Raw genomic sequence first — 15,830 nt, 5'->3', positions numbered from 1 at the left:
CACCTCTTGGCTTAAATTTGTTCCTGCTCTATAAACATAAAGAATCCGGCTCTCGCCGCTACACGCGGACGAAAGCCGGTTGTTGGATTAGTTAGTTTGCTGTGCGGAAGCACCGGCTGCTGCAGCCTCAGGCTGTTTTGCAGGCTTTTGAATGGTACGGATATGCAACTGTTGCAGCTGAGAGATGTCCACTTCGGATGGCGCATCGCTGAGCAGGTCTGTTGCACTTGCTGTTTTAGGGAACGCGATCGTTTCACGAAGATTCGTGCGTCCGGCCAGCAGCATCACAAGGCGGTCAAATCCGAATGCAAAGCCGCCGTGCGGAGGCGTTCCGTAATCGAAAGCATCGAGCAGGAAGCCAAATTTCTCATGCGCCTCTTCAAGGGAGAAGCCAAGTGCTTTGAACATAAGCTCTTGAACGTCACGTTTGTAGATCCGCATCGAACCGCCGCCAACCTCGTAGCCGTTAAGAACAAGGTCGTATGCTTGTGCGCGGATAGCGCCCGGATCTGTTTCGAACAGCGGTAGATCTTCTTCGTTTGGACGTGTGAACGGATGGTGTTCCGCTACATAACGTTTCGCTTCTTCATCGTAGCCGAGCAGCGGGAAGTCAACAACCCACTCCAGCTTGAATTTGGACTCATCGATCAAACCAAGCTGTTTACCGATCTTCAGACGCAGATTGCCCAGTACATCCGCAACGACTTTCTTCTTGTCCGCAGAGAACAGCAGCAAATCGCCTTCTTCTACGCCAAGACGCTCCGTCATCGCCGCGATTTCTTCAGGCTTGAAGAATTTCACGATCGGACCGCGCCATTCGCCTTCCTTCACTGTCACCCAAGCCAAACCCTTACCGCCGTAACGCGCTGCGAACGGCTGCAGATCATCAAGCTCTTTACGGCTCCAGCTTGCACAGCCCTTCGCGTTCAGCACCTTAACGACGCCGCCGCTTGCGCTGACGGATGCAAATACTTTCACGTCACTGCTGGCTACGATATCTGTAATGTCTTCCATCTCCATGCCAAAACGCAGGTCTGGCTTATCGGAGCCGTATTTGTTCATCGCATCTGCATGCGTAATACGTTGGAATGGCGTAGGAATTTCAACGCCAACGGTTTCACGGAACAATTTAACGACAAGCTCTTCCATCAGGTTCAGCAGTTGATCCTGCGACAAGAAGGAAGTCTCGATGTCGACTTGCGTGAACTCCGGCTGACGGTCTGCACGAAGATCCTCATCGCGGAAGCAGCGCGCGATTTGGTAGTAGCGCTCTAGGCCACTAACCATAAGAAGCTGTTTGAAAATTTGCGGCGATTGCGGCAGCGCGAAGAATTCGCCCGGATGAACACGGCTTGGAACCAAGTAGTCACGTGCGCCTTCCGGTGTGCTCTTCGTCAAGATCGGTGTTTCAACGTCGATAAAGCCTTGACCGTCCAAGTAGTCGCGGAACACTTTTGCCGCTTTGGAGCGAAGAAGAAGCGTCTTCTGCATTTCAGGGCGACGCAGGTCCAGGTAACGATATTTCAGACGAAGCGACTCATCGACTTCAACACCATCCTCGATTGGGAACGGAGGCGTCTTCGCAGCATTCATGATTTCGATTTCCGTCACGCGGATTTCAATTTCACCTGTCGAGATGTTTTTGTTTACCGTCTCGGCATCACGTTCGACCACTTGGCCGCGAACGGCAAGCACGAATTCATTACGAGCACGGTCTGCAATTGCAAGTGCGTCGCCCGAGAAATCAGGGTTGAATACGATTTGTACGATACCGGTACGGTCGCGCAGGTCGATAAACAATACTCCGCCAAGGTCGCGGCGGCGTTGTACCCAGCCGTTCAATGTAACCGTTTGTCCTACTTCCGCTTTCGTCAGTGTTCCACAAGAATGAGTTTTCAACATCATGATAGGTTAGAGGCTCCTTTTATAATGGGATTATAGGGCAATGCCTTATTTCAAAATTTCATCAGCAAGCTGATCAAGTGCAACCGATTGTTGTACGCCGGTCGTCATGTTCTTCAGCATGATTTCACCGCGGCCCAGTTCGTCGTCGCCGAGAATGGCTGTGAAGCGAACTTGAAGGCGGTCAGCAGACTTCATTTGCGCCTTCATTTTACGACCTTGATAATCCCGCTCCGCTGAGATGCCGCGCATTCTCAGACCGTGCAGCAGACGCGTCACTTCGCGATCAGCCGCCTCGCCAAGTCCTACCATGTACACATCAACCTGATGCAGGTTATCGAGCTGTACGCCTTGACTGTCAAGCAGCATAACCGTACGCTCCAGACCAAGCCCAAGGCCAACGCCCGGTTGATCCGGTCCGCCGATATCGGCTACAAGGCCGTTGTACCGGCCGCCGCCGCCAATGGTATCGATAGCTCCGATACCTTCAGCTTTGTACTCAAATGCCGTGTGCGTGTAATAATCAAGACCGCGCACAAGACGCGGATTGATGTAGTACGGAATATTCATTCCCGTCAGATGCGTTTGCAGCGCTTCGAAGTGCGTGCGGCACTCCTCGTCCAGGCTATCCAGAATGGAAGGCGCTTCTTCAAAACGATGCTGATCTGTCTTGCAATCCAGCACGCGCAGCGGGTTACGATCCATACGCGATTGGCAATCCTTACACAGGATCTCGCGCATTGGCTCTAAGAAACCAAGCAGCTTCTCGCGGAATACTGCACGAACAGCCGGTGTACCTACGGAATTGATTTCAACGCGAACGTCCTTCAATCCCACTTCGGCGTAGAAGGTATAACCCAGTGCAATGACTTCCGCATCCAGCGCAGCATCTACAGCACCAAGCGCTTCGATGCCGAATTGGTGAAACTGACGGTAACGCCCTGCTTGCTGACGCTCATAACGGAACATTGGCCCGATATAATACAGCTTCGTCAGGTCAGGCTCGCCATACAGCTTGTTCTCGACATACGCACGAACAGCGCCTGCCGTACCTTCCGGACGCAGCGTTAGACTGCGATTACCACGGTCGGTGAACGTGTACATTTCTTTCTCCACGATATCCGTCGTTTCACCGACACCGCGCTTATACAGCTCCGTCATTTCAAACATTGGCGTGCGGATCTCACGGAAGTTAAAGCGACGGCAAATCTCACGCGCTTTGCTCTCGACAAACTGCCATTTCTCTACCGAGCCCGGCAAAAAGTCCTGCGTGCCCGGAGGCTTCTGAAAGCCCATGTCCATTCCCCCTAAAAAGTGATGCTATCCAGGATAATCATCAAAAAAAGCCCTCGTCCTCCGCCTCAAAAAAGGCAAAGGGACGAGAGCTTGTTAGATACAAAGCTACCGTGGTACCACCCACATTCCGAATCAATGCAATTGATTCGCTTCAATCGGTTAACGCCCGACTACGCAATACAGCTAATGAGCAAGCATATAGCCTGCAGGTTCACCGCATGTCCTCTGGGAAGTCTGTCCGCTCAAGCACGCCAAGGATTCTTCCAGCCATGGAATCCCTCTCTGAATCGGTGCGGGTAGAACGAATCGGTCCCTTCAACGGATCGACATAATATAACCTTTATTGTATCGTTCACATCACCATGTGTCAATAGATTAACACACAATCATTTCCACTCCATTATGCCCACTCCACGCCGCTGCATACCTGCTCTTCGCTTTTCGCACACGATCTTGCTCTAAGGTCGCGATAGCGGCCGTCTCGATCCTGCTCTTCGCTGTTAGGTCACGCAGTGACCAAAACTAACTTCCCCGCGGGCTACGAGCGGGCCTCCAGGTTACCGTGCGATTGGCAAAGCCGCGAGCACCTGGTAACCATCCCGTCCCTTCCGCGCCGAAAGTAAAGCGTGTCCCGTATGGGACGAAAGCGAGCCTAAGCACATACCTGATCACATGCGCCTCTGAGGCGGCAACGTTATGATGGTCCCGTGAGGGACACCAGGTCGATAAACCCCGCCAAAAGTTAAGCGTGTCCCGTATGGGACGAAAGCGATCCTGCGCACCAATTGATACTCGCGAGCGGTACTCTGTAACTCCGACGTTATTCCAATTCCGGGTGTCCAGAGGGACGGGTCCCTTGGGGTCCCCCTTCTAGGGGGATTTAGGGGGTCAGCCAGCCCAGCAAAAGAAAAAGGACCTACAAACAAGTTGTAGGTCCATCAAAGTAATATATTCAAAAAAGGGGGTCGAGGTTCATTATAGCCCAGCTTTGTTAGAGAATCATTTTAAACACATTACAGTTTAGTTACAAAAAATAAAGCGATTTCTTATGTTTCTTTCCATTTCGGACAGCAAAGGACGGGACGCTTCGACAAGGAAGCGGCCCGTCCTTCCTGTTCAGCTACATATGCTCGCCAACCGGAGAACGCCTAGGCGTTGCAGCGAAGCCGCCAAAGTCAGCGGATGCTTCAATATTTTCTTCCATTTCTGCGAAAATCAGCGCTTCGCGGCGATCCGCATGAAGCAGCCTCCGCGAAATCCGTTCGACACTCTGCTCCTTGCGAGACTGATGCATAACGAGAATCCCTCCACCGTTGTCGTGCACGAATAGAGCTGTGCACTTCTAAGGCTAGTGTTCCCGTTCGAACCTATTCTAACACTCCAACCAAGAGAGTCTTGGCTTAAGCTTTACTGTCAATAATCAAGGTAACCGGTCCCCAGTTGGTCAATGCGACATCCATCATCGCACCAAATTTGCCGGTTTCCACAGCTAGTCCACCTAATTGGAGCTGCTTATTGAATGCGTCATATAGAGCTTCTGCTTGTTCCGGTCGCGCAGCAGCCATGAAATTCGGTCGTCTACCCTTTCGGCAGTCGCCATATAGAGTAAACTGCGATACCGAAAGAATCCCCCCGCCTACGTCTTTGACGGAATGATTCATTTTACCTTCTTCGTCCTCAAATATACGTAAGCCCGCAATCTTCTCCGCCATCCAGCGGATATCGGATTCATCATCCTCATGGGTAATGCCTACGAGCAGCATCAATCCCATATCGATCGAACCGACCGTTTCCCCATCTACGGTAACGGACGCCTGTTTGCTGCGTTGAACAACTACTTTCATAACCGAACGAACTCTCCCTGCTGAAACAAGATCAATAGCTTCTGTTATTGCATAATCCGCTGCACGGAATAAATATCTTTCACCCGTTTAATACGTTCCACCACGGACTGTAAATGCTCGATATTACGAATCAGAACCGTCATATGGATCATGGCGAGTTTGTTCTTGTCCGAACGTCCGGAGACGGCGGAAATATTCGTTTTGCTCTCCGACACGGCTTGCAGCACTTCGTTGAGCAATCCCGGACGATCATGACCGGTAATTTCGATATCAACGCTGTAGTTCGCCTCAACGGATTGTTCCCAATCCACCTCGATAACGCGAGCAGCCTCTTCACCATCCGCATTTGGGCTCACATTCAAACAATCCAAACGATGGACCGATACACCGCGTCCGCGTGTAATGTAACCGACAATGGCATCGCCCGGTACCGGGTTACAACAGCGTGCGAACCGGACAAGCAGATTGTCTACCCCTTTGACAGACACGCCATGCGTCGGACGGGTTTTGCGAAGCGACGGAGAGGATTTCATCTCCTTCATCTCGTTCGTAAGCTCGATCTGATTCGCCTCTTCGGCTTCCTTGCGCATTTTCTCTGTCAGCTTCGTCACGATCTGTGCAGCGGTAATCCCGCCAAATCCAACAGCAGACAGCATATCGTCGATATCGTTAAACGTAAATTTATAAGCCGCTTCCTGCAGCTGTGAATCAGACATGAAGCTCGATGCTTCAAGACCCAGACGTTTGAGCTCGCGCTCAATGTTGTCACGGCCTTTTACAACGTTCTCTTCGCGTCTTTCTTTCTTAAACCACTGCTTGATTTTGCTGCGCGCATGAGACGATTGTGCAATCTTGATCCAGTCCTGGCTTGGGCCGTACGAATGCTTCGAGGTCAAGATCTCAACGATATCGCCGGTCTTCAGCTTATAATCGAGCGGAACGATTCGGCCGTTAACCTTGGAGCCGATGGTACGATTCCCAACCTCGGTATGAATTCTGTAGGCAAAATCAAGCGGCACCGCGCCAGCCGGGAGCTCGAATACTTCCCCTTTGGGCGTAAACACAAATACAAGATCAGAGAAAAAGTCCATCTTCAGCGATTCGACAAATTCGGAAGCATCGCTGGCTTCATGCTGAAGCTCGATGATTTCGCGGAACAAGGTCATTTTCTCCTCGAACGAACCACCTGGTACGACGCCGCCTTCTTTGTATGCCCAGTGGGCAGCGATCCCGAATTCAGACGTACGATGCATATCCCATGTCCGAATCTGCACTTCTGTCGGCTCACCGGTAGGTCCGATGACCGTCGTATGGAGGGACTGGTACATGTTCGCCTTGGGCATCGCAATATAATCTTTGAAACGGCCGGGCATCGGTTTCCATAAAGTATGAATGATACCAAGCGTTGCGTAACAGTCTTTAATATTGTCAACGATGATCCGAATCGCCAGCAGATCGTAAATTTCTGTGAACTGCTTGCTGCGTGCGGTCATCTTCTTATAAATGCTGTATAGATGCTTCGGACGACCGGAAATGTCGCCTTCGATCCCCATATCCTCAAGCTTCTCCGTGATTCGGGTAATGACATCTGCGATGTATTGCTCCCGCTCCGCACGTTTCTTCTTCATGAGATTGGCGATGCGATAGTATTGCTGCGGATTCAAATAACGAAGCGCAATATCCTCCATCTCCCACTTGATGGCCGAGATCCCTAGCCGGTGAGCGATCGGACAGAAAATTTCCAGCGTCTCGTACGCGATACGCCGCTGCGCTTCCTCGGATTGATATTTCAGCGTCCGCATATTATGAAGCCGGTCAGCCAGCTTGATGAGGATAACCCGCATGTCCTGTGCCATCGCAACGAACATCTTGCGGTAATTCTCGTTCTGTTGCTCTTCCTTGGAGCGGAATTGAATCTTCTCCAGCTTCGTGAGTCCGTCTACGACAGCCGCGCAAGCTTCACCGAAACGGGTTCTGACCTCTTCAAGCGGGACAGTTGTGTCTTCAACGACGTCATGAAGGAGCGCAGCGATAATCGACAACACGTCCATCTGCATGTTGACGAGAATTTCAGCTACGGCGACAGGGTGTAAAATATACGGCTCTCCCGATTTACGCACCTGCCCGTGATGAGCTTGATCGGCAAATTCGTACGCTTCTTTGATCCGTGTCAAATCTTGCTCCTTCATATAGGTCGATGCTTTGTCGAGTAACTGCTCTATGCCCATGAATGTCCCTTTCCGGAAAAGCACGCTGCCTCGCGTTTTGCTTCCCAAATCAATTAAAGTGATGACGCCCGAGTTTTCCTATTATTATGCCTGTTTCAAAGCCTTTCCGTCAACCTCTCGCTATGCAGCCATATAGGCAGGTATAGAGAACGCCGGACCACAGAAGGATTCCCCTTCCGAGTCCGGCGCCATGGTGTGCAGCAGCGATTAATACGTCATTAGTGAGAAAATGTCGATTCCATCAAGCTTCTTGCGGCCATCTAGGTAACCGAGCTCAATCAAGAATGCGGCTCCGACCACTTCGCCGCCTAGCTGGCGAATAAGGTTGATCGTAGTTGCAATCGTACCGCCTGTAGCAAGAAGGTCGTCTGCGATCAGCACGCGTTGACCCGGTTTGATCGCATCCGTGTGAATGGCAAGTTTGTCATTGCCGTACTCCAAATCGTAGCTGGCTTCGATTACTTCGCCCGGCAGCTTGCCGCTCTTACGAATGGGGACAAAACCAGCTCCAAGTGTTACAGCGAGTGGCGCACCGATGATGAAACCGCGGGCTTCCGGTCCAGCAACCAAATCGATTTGTTTGTCGGCCACTGCTTGACGAATAGCATCAATTGCATGTGCGTAGACAGGTCCGTTGTTGGTCAGTGTTGTGATGTCCTTGAAGCGGATTCCCGGCTGTGGGTAGTCTTGAATGATGCGGATGTAGTCTTTGTAATTCATGAAATAACGACTCCTTCATTTAGGTGTAATAATGAGTTCTGAACTTCTTTGATAATCCAATCGGTCAACCGTTTAATCGGTGCGCTGATGATTTCGTTCCATTCTGCAACACGCTGCGCATCGCGATATTCCGCCGAATGCGATAGCTCTCTCTTAACCGTGACAGGGCTAAGCTTTACTTGCCCCTCTTCCGTGTGAATAAATTCCAATTCCGTAAACACCTTCAACATGAACGTAATCGTCGATTCACCGGTTCCGCTTAGCTTAGTTACCAATTGTTTACTTATGCCCTCTTCATTAAGCGGGCATTCACGACGCAACAATTTATACATGTCTCCGAACTGCTCCCGGGTTGGGAACGACGGCCTTGCAAGGTTTGTGTCGTAATGAAGATGGACGGCTTCCAGGCCTTCACAAGCTGCAAGGACATAAGATAGTTTCTCAGCGGATGGAGGACGGCCAAATACGAATAAGTGAGAGCATGAGATCTTCTGCTGCTGCACAAATGCATCATAAGTCATGAATGAGACATCTGCCCTTGCTTCCTGCGAAGTTTGAGCCGCAGCTTCGAGCCAAGCTTCACTTGGAACCAGTACAATCGGTACTCTGTAACTGCCTGCAGCAAGTTGTTTCTTAAGTGAAGAAAGCGATTCACTGCCGGCATCCCCACGTTTATCGAAGATTTGAATATGCGGTACTCGCAAATCGTTCACCATAAACTGCGCTTTTCGCTGACCGTTCCACTCGTTAACCGAAAGCTCCCCAACCAGCTCGATGGAAGCGCCATGCGAGAGATGCTCAGTGAGATGCCCGCTGCCGAAGCAGATCGCATCGAGCATTTTACCTTGTCCGCTGATCGACAGCTTCAAATGCTTGCTTTCTTTCCCCATCGCTTTGCGATCGGCAAGTGTAACGCCTGTGAGAAGCAGCTTCGGTGCTTCATTGCCGATACCGAATGGTTCCAAGTGAGCGAGTTGCTCTCTAACGCGCAATGTTGCATCTTCCATTTTGCAGCTCAGGTCGATCATTGTTTTGGGAATCCAGTCTTCCTCCGTTAGCCAGCTGTCAGCAAGAGCACCGAGCTGCGCTTCAAAGGCTTCCAGGTTGTCACGGTGCAAGGTCATCCCGGCCGCAGCTTGATGGCCCCCGTAATGATCCAGCAATGCATCACATTCGGTTAATGCCGCATGCAGATCATAGCCTTCAATGGAACGAGCAGAGCCTTTGCTTTTGCCCGTCACGGTGTCGATTCCGAGAATCAGTGTCGGTTTATAGTATTTTTCAATAAACTTGGATGCTACGATGCCGACAACACCAACGTTCCAACCTTCACCTGCAAGCACGATAACAGAAGGCTCCGGAACGCCTGCTTCTGCGGCAGCTTTACATTTAGCCGTCCACATTTCCTGCGCTTCTTGCACGATCGTCTCTACAATGAGCTGCCTTTGACGGTTTAACGCATCCAAGCTGATTGCACTCGCTGCTGCGGATTCATGATCGGTTGAGGTAAGCAGTGCCACAGCCTGCTGTGCATGCTCTAGTCTGCCCGCTGCATTGATCCGCGGCGCCATCCCAAATGCCACATTCGACGATACCAGTGATGCCAGCTCGATGCCTCCGACCTCGGCCAGTGCTCGGAAGCCCGGTTTCTCGGTTTGACGAAGCTGCTCCAGACCCAGTCTGACAAGTACGCGATTCTCATCCTTAAGCGGCATAAGGTCGGCAATTGTGCCGAGCGCGACTACATCTGTCCATTCAATCGGTGGCTCGTCCAGCAGCGCCTGCGCAAGTTTAAACGCAACTCCGACACCAGCCAGTCCTTTGAACGGATATCCGCAATCCTCCTGCTTCGGGTTAACGATTGCGTAGGCTTCCGGAAGCTGATGCGGCGGCTCATGGTGGTCGGTGACCACAATATCAATCCCAAGCTCATTCGCATAGGCAATTTCTTCTACTGCACTAATACCGGTATCGACGGTCACGATAAGTGTAATGCCGATATCGGCAGCGGCGCGAAGCGCAGCTTTATTGAGTCCATACCCCTCCAACGTTCGGTGGGGAATATAATAATCGAAATTCAGTTCCAGCCGCGTGAAGAGGTAGGACATGAGTGTGGTCGACGAGACGCCATCACAATCATAATCGCCATAAATCCGCACCCGTTCGCCGCGCTGGACAGCCGCTCGTATTCGCGTAACGGCTTCATTCATGCCCTTTAGCAGAAAAGGATCATGCAGACATTCGATGCCCCCGTTCAAAAACTGACGCGCTGATTCAACCCGGTCGTAGCCGCGCTGAACCAGCAGTCTCGCGACAAGCGGAGAAAGGGACAAGCTGCGTGCTAAACCGGCTGCACGCGCCTCTCCCTCCAAATCAAACGAAGCGAGACTCCAGCGTGTTTTGGATTGCATCAATTGGCTGACACCTCTTTTCTCAAAAAAAATCAACGCTGCTGCTATTGCAGTAGCGTCGGTAGTTGTTCCTGACTTGGATCATGATTTGTTTTGTACGGATATCCCGGATCATACGGTTCTACATGTACGGTAACTTCCGTCATATGACTGAACCGCTTCATCAGAAAGTATTTCACGCGTTTCGCGATCTCATTGCCTTCCAGCACCGAAATGCGTGGATTGACGCTGATGACCACATCAGCAACCGCGTAATGACCATGCTCTCTGGCGCGAAGCACCTCGACACCGATTACGCCTTCCATACGAAGCACAACTGCCTTAAGCTCCGACATATCTGCCGGCTCGACTTCCAGGAATCGACTGCGCATGACGGAAGCGGAAGCGACTCGGTACCCGCTGGAGAATACAATTACTACGATGATGAGCGATGCCGCCGGATCCAGGTAATACATAACAGGCATGCCAAGCGGCTTGCCCAGCATCGCACCGCCTGTTCCTACAAGCGCCGCAAGTGAAGCATATAAGTCCGCTCCCCGTTCCTTGATTGGGAAGCGAACCTCTTTCAGAATAAATGCAAGAAATACGACAAGGACTGCCAGCCAGCCTGGTGCTTCGTCAACACCGTCTGCGATGGATTTGATGGCCGAGATGCCAATTTCCAGACCTAGAATCATAAGCAGAATGGATGCCAATACGCCGGTAGCTGCCTCCGTTCGCCCTCTGGTAGCCGGCACAGGCGCATGTGGTGATCCCAGCTGCCTGCATCGACGAACACCTGTTAAGGAGACGAATGAGGCCGCTGCATCCGAAGCGGAGCGGCAAGCATCAGCCATTAACGCTTTGCTGCCTGCCAACATGCCGATTCCGCCTTTAATTACTGCTATACAGACGTTACCTATAAGTCCGGTCCATGCGGCAGACTCGGCTTTGGCATAACGTTGGGTCGCTGTCATGGACGCCTCCTGTTCAAGCATACTCGCTTAGGTTGTGTGCACGTGGATGAGCCTGGTTCGGTCACCCTCTACTTATCATACTACGATGCAGCCGGAGACTTGACTGCTGCTTTTGGTTTTTGTTTCTTCTTCATGACAAGCCACAGCTGACTCGCAATAAAGATGGACGAATACGCTCCGCTTATTAGACCAAACAAGATTGCCAGTGAGAACAGTCTGATAGACTCGCTGCCGAAGATAAGCAGGCAAAGCGCAGCCACGACTACGGTCATAACCGTATTAATGGAACGCGTCAACGTCTGCCAGATACTCTCATTCACCAGCTTGGCGATATCCGCTGCATTCTTGAGTTTAGCGAACCGCAGATTCTCTCGAATCCGGTCAAATATTACGATCGTATCGTTGATGGAGTAACCGATGATGGTCAAGATCGCCACGATGAATGGGAGATTCACTTCGAGCTTAAAAATCGAGAACAAGCTGATTACGATAAAGGCATCATGCAGCAAAGCTACGATCGCTGCAATCGCGAACCGCCACTCAAACCGAATACTGACATAGATAACAATCCCGATACTTGCTACGAGGATCGCATACAGCGCATTCGTCTGAAGCTCTTTGGCGATTTCAACGTCTACCGTATTCACCTCGGCGGAAGCATCCTTGTCGAATTTCTCGGCAAAGCCTGCCTTCAACGCCTTCTCCTTCGCATCTGTCAGTACATCGTCGAAACGAAGCGTGACACGGCTTGTACCGACCGTTAAACCAGGCTCACCAAATTCATTTTCCTTTAGATACTTCTCAATCTCTTCTTTCTGACCCGTCAAATCCTTCTTCACGGCAATATCAACGCTGGAGCCGGCACGGAAGTCGACGCCATAATTCAAGCCATGGATGCCAAGCGTGATGACACCAAGAACTGTAATAATAATCGAGAAAATGAAGAAGTATCGAGCCTTCTTCACGAAATCGAACTTACGATCCGAAATCTCTGCAAATCCACTAAAGCGCACGTACTTCACTCTCCTTGACACCGAAGTAAGATTTCTTCTTCACAATGCCGCTGCGGATAATCAAAGTAAGGAGCAGGCGAGAGAAGAACACGTTCGTCAATACACTGATGATGATACTTAGAAGCAGGATTACCGCAAAACCTTTAACGGAACCTACACCGATAAAGAATAGCACGAGTGCAGCGATTGTAGTCGTAACATGCGCATCGATAATGGTGCGGAACGAATGTTTGGAGCCTGCTTTCTGTGAAGACAGAATGCTCTTGCCGCTGCGCATTTCTTCTTTAATCCGCTCCGCCATAATGATATTGGCGTCAACCGCCATCCCGATTCCGAGAATGAAGGCTGCGATACCCGGCAATGTCAGCGTGGCATCAATCAAGTTGAAGCCGAGCAATAGGAGCCAAATGTATACGATGATACAGAAGCTCGCAATAAGGCCAGGCAACCGATAGAACAACATCATGAAGAGCAAAATCAGCACAGTACCGATAGCACCGGCAACAACCGTCTCTTTCAGGGACAATTTACCTAGTGTAGCACCGACACTTTGTGTGTATTTCTCGGTCAGCTTAAGCGGCAACGCACCTAAGTTGATTGTATTTTTAAGGTCATTCGCTTCTTCACGCGTGTAATTACCCGTAATAACCGCTTCGTTTTGGTTAATTTCAGCCGCAACATTTGGCGCAGACAACTCCGTCTCATCCAAATAGATGGCGAGCTGGTTGTTCGGGCTCAGCTTAGCAATTTCGCGTGTTACTTCAGCGAACTTACTAGCGCTCTTCAGCTTAATTGCAATTTCATAAGCATTCAGGTTCGTTTGATGAACGGAAGCTCCGTTCTGTTTGAAGTCGATGCCTGTAAGCTCGACTCTACAGTATCCTTTATCAGCGGCGCATCCGCGCGCACTGCGGAATGTCAGTTCTGCAGGTTTCTTGAGGACATCCCTTACTTTGTTCTCGTCAGAAACTCCGGCAATCTTGACGCGAATCCGATTGCTGCCTTCTGTCGTGACTTCCGGCTCTGCTACACCTGTTGCATTGGCACGTGCCTCAAGGCTCTTAGCCGTCTCAATCAGAGACTCCTTCGTCACTTTACCGCCAGCCTCAATAGGCTGAGCTTCATACAGGATTTCAAATCCGCCTTTCAAATCAAGTCCTAGTTTCACGTCGTTGAAAAGCCAAGAGCTTGTTCCCGCTACTACGCCGGCAGATAGCACGACGATGAGTACGAATGCTAACAGACGATTCATAATACCCTCAGTTCCCCCTTAAATTCTCTTGTGTCAACATTCCTATTATAGCGATGCCTCAAAAACGAGTCAAAAAAAAGAGCCCACTCGTTAAAAATGGGTCCCTTTATAGGCACTTACCGTCAAAAAGTTCATAAATTTTGTCACTTTCAGCGACAAAATATCGTTGACGACCTGATGCATGGCCGGTTCGCCTGTTTTGGTATACCGGTCCTTCACACACTGCCATATATCATTCCCAGTTACATGCTCGTAGCCGATCAAACGAAATTCTTCAGCTTTGCTATCACATAAATGTTCGATGGTCGCGATCCATTCTTCATTCGTTAATGGTACTAATTCGCCCGTCATACTCACGACCTCCTCACGTTACTATGCCCTTTATCCTATATTCATTCGCTACCCGCTTACCGCTTTCCTGCTTCTCGTAACCGCATTTGAAAAAATGACATGGATTCGGACATGCTGCGCATAAGCATAAGGATAGAACAGGACAGGTCTTGCTGGTAAGGGAAGTGAAGGAAAGGGATCGAACGTAAAGGGAGAGGAACCGACTGTGACCAAGCAATCTTTTATTAAAGGCGCATTAATTCTGCTGCTTGCAGGCATTGTGAATCGAATCCTAGCCTTTGTACCGCGTATTGCGCTTCCCCGCATTATCGGTGCTGAGGGAGTAGGTTTGTACCAGCTCGGTTACCCGTTTCTGATCGTCCTGCTCACCTTGATTACCGGCGGAATTCCATTGGCCGTTGCCAAATGGATAGCTGAAGCGGAATCCAAGGGCGATTCTAAGCGGGTTAAACAGATATTCCGTTCAGCGATGGCACTTACGGTGCTGCTGTCACTCCTGCTTACCGGCTTATTTGTTTGGCTCACGCCATGGATTACGACGCGGCTGATGACTGATCCGCGCGTTTATCAGACCTTCCTCATGATGACTCCGCTTCTGCTCATCATTGGGATCTCCTCGGTATATCGGGGTTATTTTCAAGGGAAGCAAAACATGATTCCAACTGCACTTTCGCAGACGCTCGAGACCGTGATTCGCATTGTATTTGCCCTGTTATTCGCGAAATGGCTGCTGCCATTCGGACTAGCCTGGGGTGCGGCGGGAGCGATGCTCGGCGTGGTCGTGGGTGAAATCGGAGGGCTTGTTGTGCTGCTCTGGCAATATGCGAGTGATCGTAAACGAGTGAAGCTCGCTATTATTAGAGAGAATCCTGTAGCTGAGCTCTCATCACTGGATACTACGCATGCTTCTGTCAAACCTCAATTCCACATCCCGTTTCATAAACGTCGTGTCCCGGTCATGCGACGATTGATCAGTCTCTCTGTACCGGTAACAGGCAGCCGAATGATCGGATCCTTATCTTATCTAATGGAATCCATTTTGACTGCACGAGCTTTGCTCGCGGCAGGGATCGCTGTCGGAATGGCAACTTCACAATATGGCGCACTGCAAGGGATGATCGTCCCTATCCTGCTTCTTCCCACAGCACTCACTTACTCCCTTGCCGTTTCACTTGTTCCTTCACTCTCAGAAGCGGCTGCCAAAGGTGACCGCGCAACGATCCATAAACGTCTCCATCAATCCATGCGCCTCTCCCTTGTTACAGGAGCTCCGTTCGTAGTGGTGATGCTTCTGTTCGCGGAGCCGCTGTGCCGTATCCTCTATAATCATGTTGAGATCGCCCCCATGCTGCAATGGTTGGCCCCTGTCGGCTTATTCATTTACTTACAGGCTCCTCTTCAAGCAGCGCTGCAGGCTCTCGATAAACCTACTACCGCTCTCATGAACACCTTTATCGGGGCCGTTGTAAAGCTGGTACTCATTGTTGAGCTGGCATCTGATCCGTCCCTTGGGATCTACGGAGCCATCATTGCTATCAATGTCAATATCGTACTTGTCACGGCATTGCACTGGATCGCCGTTGTTCGCTCCGTACGTTTCAGCATGAATGTACTTGATTTCCTTAAAGTCGGAGCCGCAATGTGCATCATGGGTGCTGCTTCATTATGGGTGATGAACCTGCAAGCATTGCCTGCCTTGTGGCATAACTTGTTTGCAGCCTGCACAGCCGGCATCATCGTCTATCTCATTCTAATGGTAATGATGCGCATTATTGACCGCTATGACGCGGAGCGCATTCCCCTTCTCGGCAGATGGTTCAAATCCTAATAAAACACCGGCTTGTACAAGCCGGTGTT

12 protein-coding genes are annotated in these 15,830 nt (G+C 50.6%); 1 reads left to right on the top strand and 11 read right to left on the bottom strand.

What is annotated here, in order from left to right; all coding sequences use genetic code 11:
- Window positions 1-87 precede the first annotated feature (87 nt).
- The 11 genes from aspS to AC0YN4_RS13700 form a co-directional block, all read right to left on the bottom strand.
- Entirely contained in the window at window positions 88-1,905 is a 1,818-nt protein-coding gene (aspS, locus tag AC0YN4_RS13750; protein WP_475780268.1) for an aspartate--tRNA ligase, read from the bottom strand.
- A gap of 45 nt (window positions 1,906-1,950) precedes the next feature.
- Entirely contained in the window at window positions 1,951-3,198 is a 1,248-nt protein-coding gene (hisS, locus tag AC0YN4_RS13745) for a histidine--tRNA ligase (protein ID WP_475836010.1), read from the bottom strand.
- Window positions 3,199-4,318: 1,120 nt separating this feature from the next.
- Entirely contained in the window at window positions 4,319-4,492 is a 174-nt protein-coding gene (locus tag AC0YN4_RS13740; RefSeq protein ID WP_177186732.1) for a hypothetical protein, read from the bottom strand.
- A 106-nt stretch (window positions 4,493-4,598) separates the two neighbouring features.
- A complete protein-coding gene (dtd, locus tag AC0YN4_RS13735) occupies window positions 4,599-5,042 on the bottom strand; it encodes a D-aminoacyl-tRNA deacylase (RefSeq protein ID WP_475836009.1) in 444 nt (147 codons plus the stop codon).
- Window positions 5,043-5,086: 44 nt separating this feature from the next.
- On the bottom strand, window positions 5,087-7,270 hold the full coding sequence (locus AC0YN4_RS13730) for a RelA/SpoT family protein (protein WP_475780265.1): 2,184 nt from the start codon (window positions 7,268-7,270) through the stop codon (window positions 5,087-5,089).
- Between the two features lie 207 nt (window positions 7,271-7,477).
- Entirely contained in the window at window positions 7,478-7,990 is a 513-nt protein-coding gene (locus AC0YN4_RS13725) for an adenine phosphoribosyltransferase (protein ID WP_475836008.1), read from the bottom strand.
- A complete protein-coding gene (gene recJ, locus AC0YN4_RS13720; protein ID WP_475836102.1) occupies window positions 7,987-10,401 on the bottom strand; it encodes a single-stranded-DNA-specific exonuclease RecJ in 2,415 nt (804 codons plus the stop codon). Before recJ ends, AC0YN4_RS13725 begins: the two co-directional genes overlap by 4 nt.
- A 44-nt stretch (window positions 10,402-10,445) precedes the next feature.
- Complete coding sequence (locus AC0YN4_RS13715; RefSeq protein ID WP_475780263.1) at window positions 10,446-11,357, bottom strand: cation diffusion facilitator family transporter; 912 nt, start codon at window positions 11,355-11,357, stop codon at window positions 10,446-10,448.
- Window positions 11,358-11,437: 80 nt separating this feature from the next.
- Complete coding sequence (secF, locus tag AC0YN4_RS13710) at window positions 11,438-12,370, bottom strand: protein translocase subunit SecF (protein ID WP_475780262.1); 933 nt, start codon at window positions 12,368-12,370, stop codon at window positions 11,438-11,440.
- A complete protein-coding gene (gene secD, locus AC0YN4_RS13705; protein ID WP_475780261.1) occupies window positions 12,360-13,622 on the bottom strand; it encodes a protein translocase subunit SecD in 1,263 nt (420 codons plus the stop codon). Before secD ends, secF begins: the two co-directional genes overlap by 11 nt.
- A gap of 90 nt (window positions 13,623-13,712) precedes the next feature.
- On the bottom strand, window positions 13,713-13,973 hold the full coding sequence (locus AC0YN4_RS13700; RefSeq protein ID WP_475780260.1) for a post-transcriptional regulator: 261 nt from the start codon (window positions 13,971-13,973) through the stop codon (window positions 13,713-13,715).
- A gap of 205 nt (window positions 13,974-14,178) precedes the next feature.
- On the opposite strand from AC0YN4_RS13700, the gene AC0YN4_RS13695 reads away from it, so the two are divergent.
- Window positions 14,179-15,801 (top strand): putative polysaccharide biosynthesis protein, encoded by a 1,623-nt coding sequence (locus AC0YN4_RS13695; RefSeq protein ID WP_475836007.1) that lies wholly within the window; start codon window positions 14,179-14,181, stop codon window positions 15,799-15,801.
- Window positions 15,802-15,830 lie beyond the last annotated feature (29 nt).

The sequence above is a fragment of the Paenibacillus sp. J22R3 genome, assembly GCF_056269305.1.
Note: the sequence above shows the minus strand (reverse complement) of the source record. Positions and strands in the feature narration are given on the sequence as shown.

What these genes read in the sequence shown, in the direction of transcription:
- aspS (WP_475780268.1), bottom strand. Translation starts at nt 1,905, where the DNA reads ATGATGTTGAAAACTCATTCTTGTGGAACACTGACGAAAGCGGAAGTA.
- hisS (WP_475836010.1), bottom strand. Translation starts at nt 3,198, where the DNA reads ATGGGCTTTCAGAAGCCTCCGGGCACGCAGGACTTTTTGCCGGGCTCG.
- AC0YN4_RS13740 (WP_177186732.1), bottom strand. Translation starts at nt 4,492, where the DNA reads ATGCATCAGTCTCGCAAGGAGCAGAGTGTCGAACGGATTTCGCGGAGG.
- dtd (WP_475836009.1), bottom strand. Translation starts at nt 5,042, where the DNA reads ATGAAAGTAGTTGTTCAACGCAGCAAACAGGCGTCCGTTACCGTAGAT.
- AC0YN4_RS13730 (WP_475780265.1), bottom strand. Translation starts at nt 7,270, where the DNA reads ATGGGCATAGAGCAGTTACTCGACAAAGCATCGACCTATATGAAGGAG.
- AC0YN4_RS13725 (WP_475836008.1), bottom strand. Translation starts at nt 7,990, where the DNA reads ATGAATTACAAAGACTACATCCGCATCATTCAAGACTACCCACAGCCG.
- recJ (WP_475836102.1), bottom strand. Translation starts at nt 10,401, where the DNA reads ATGCAATCCAAAACACGCTGGAGTCTCGCTTCGTTTGATTTGGAGGGA.
- AC0YN4_RS13715 (WP_475780263.1), bottom strand. Translation starts at nt 11,357, where the DNA reads ATGACAGCGACCCAACGTTATGCCAAAGCCGAGTCTGCCGCATGGACC.
- secD (WP_475780261.1), bottom strand. Translation starts at nt 13,622, where the DNA reads ATGAATCGTCTGTTAGCATTCGTACTCATCGTCGTGCTATCTGCCGGC.
- AC0YN4_RS13700 (WP_475780260.1), bottom strand. Translation starts at nt 13,973, where the DNA reads ATGACGGGCGAATTAGTACCATTAACGAATGAAGAATGGATCGCGACC.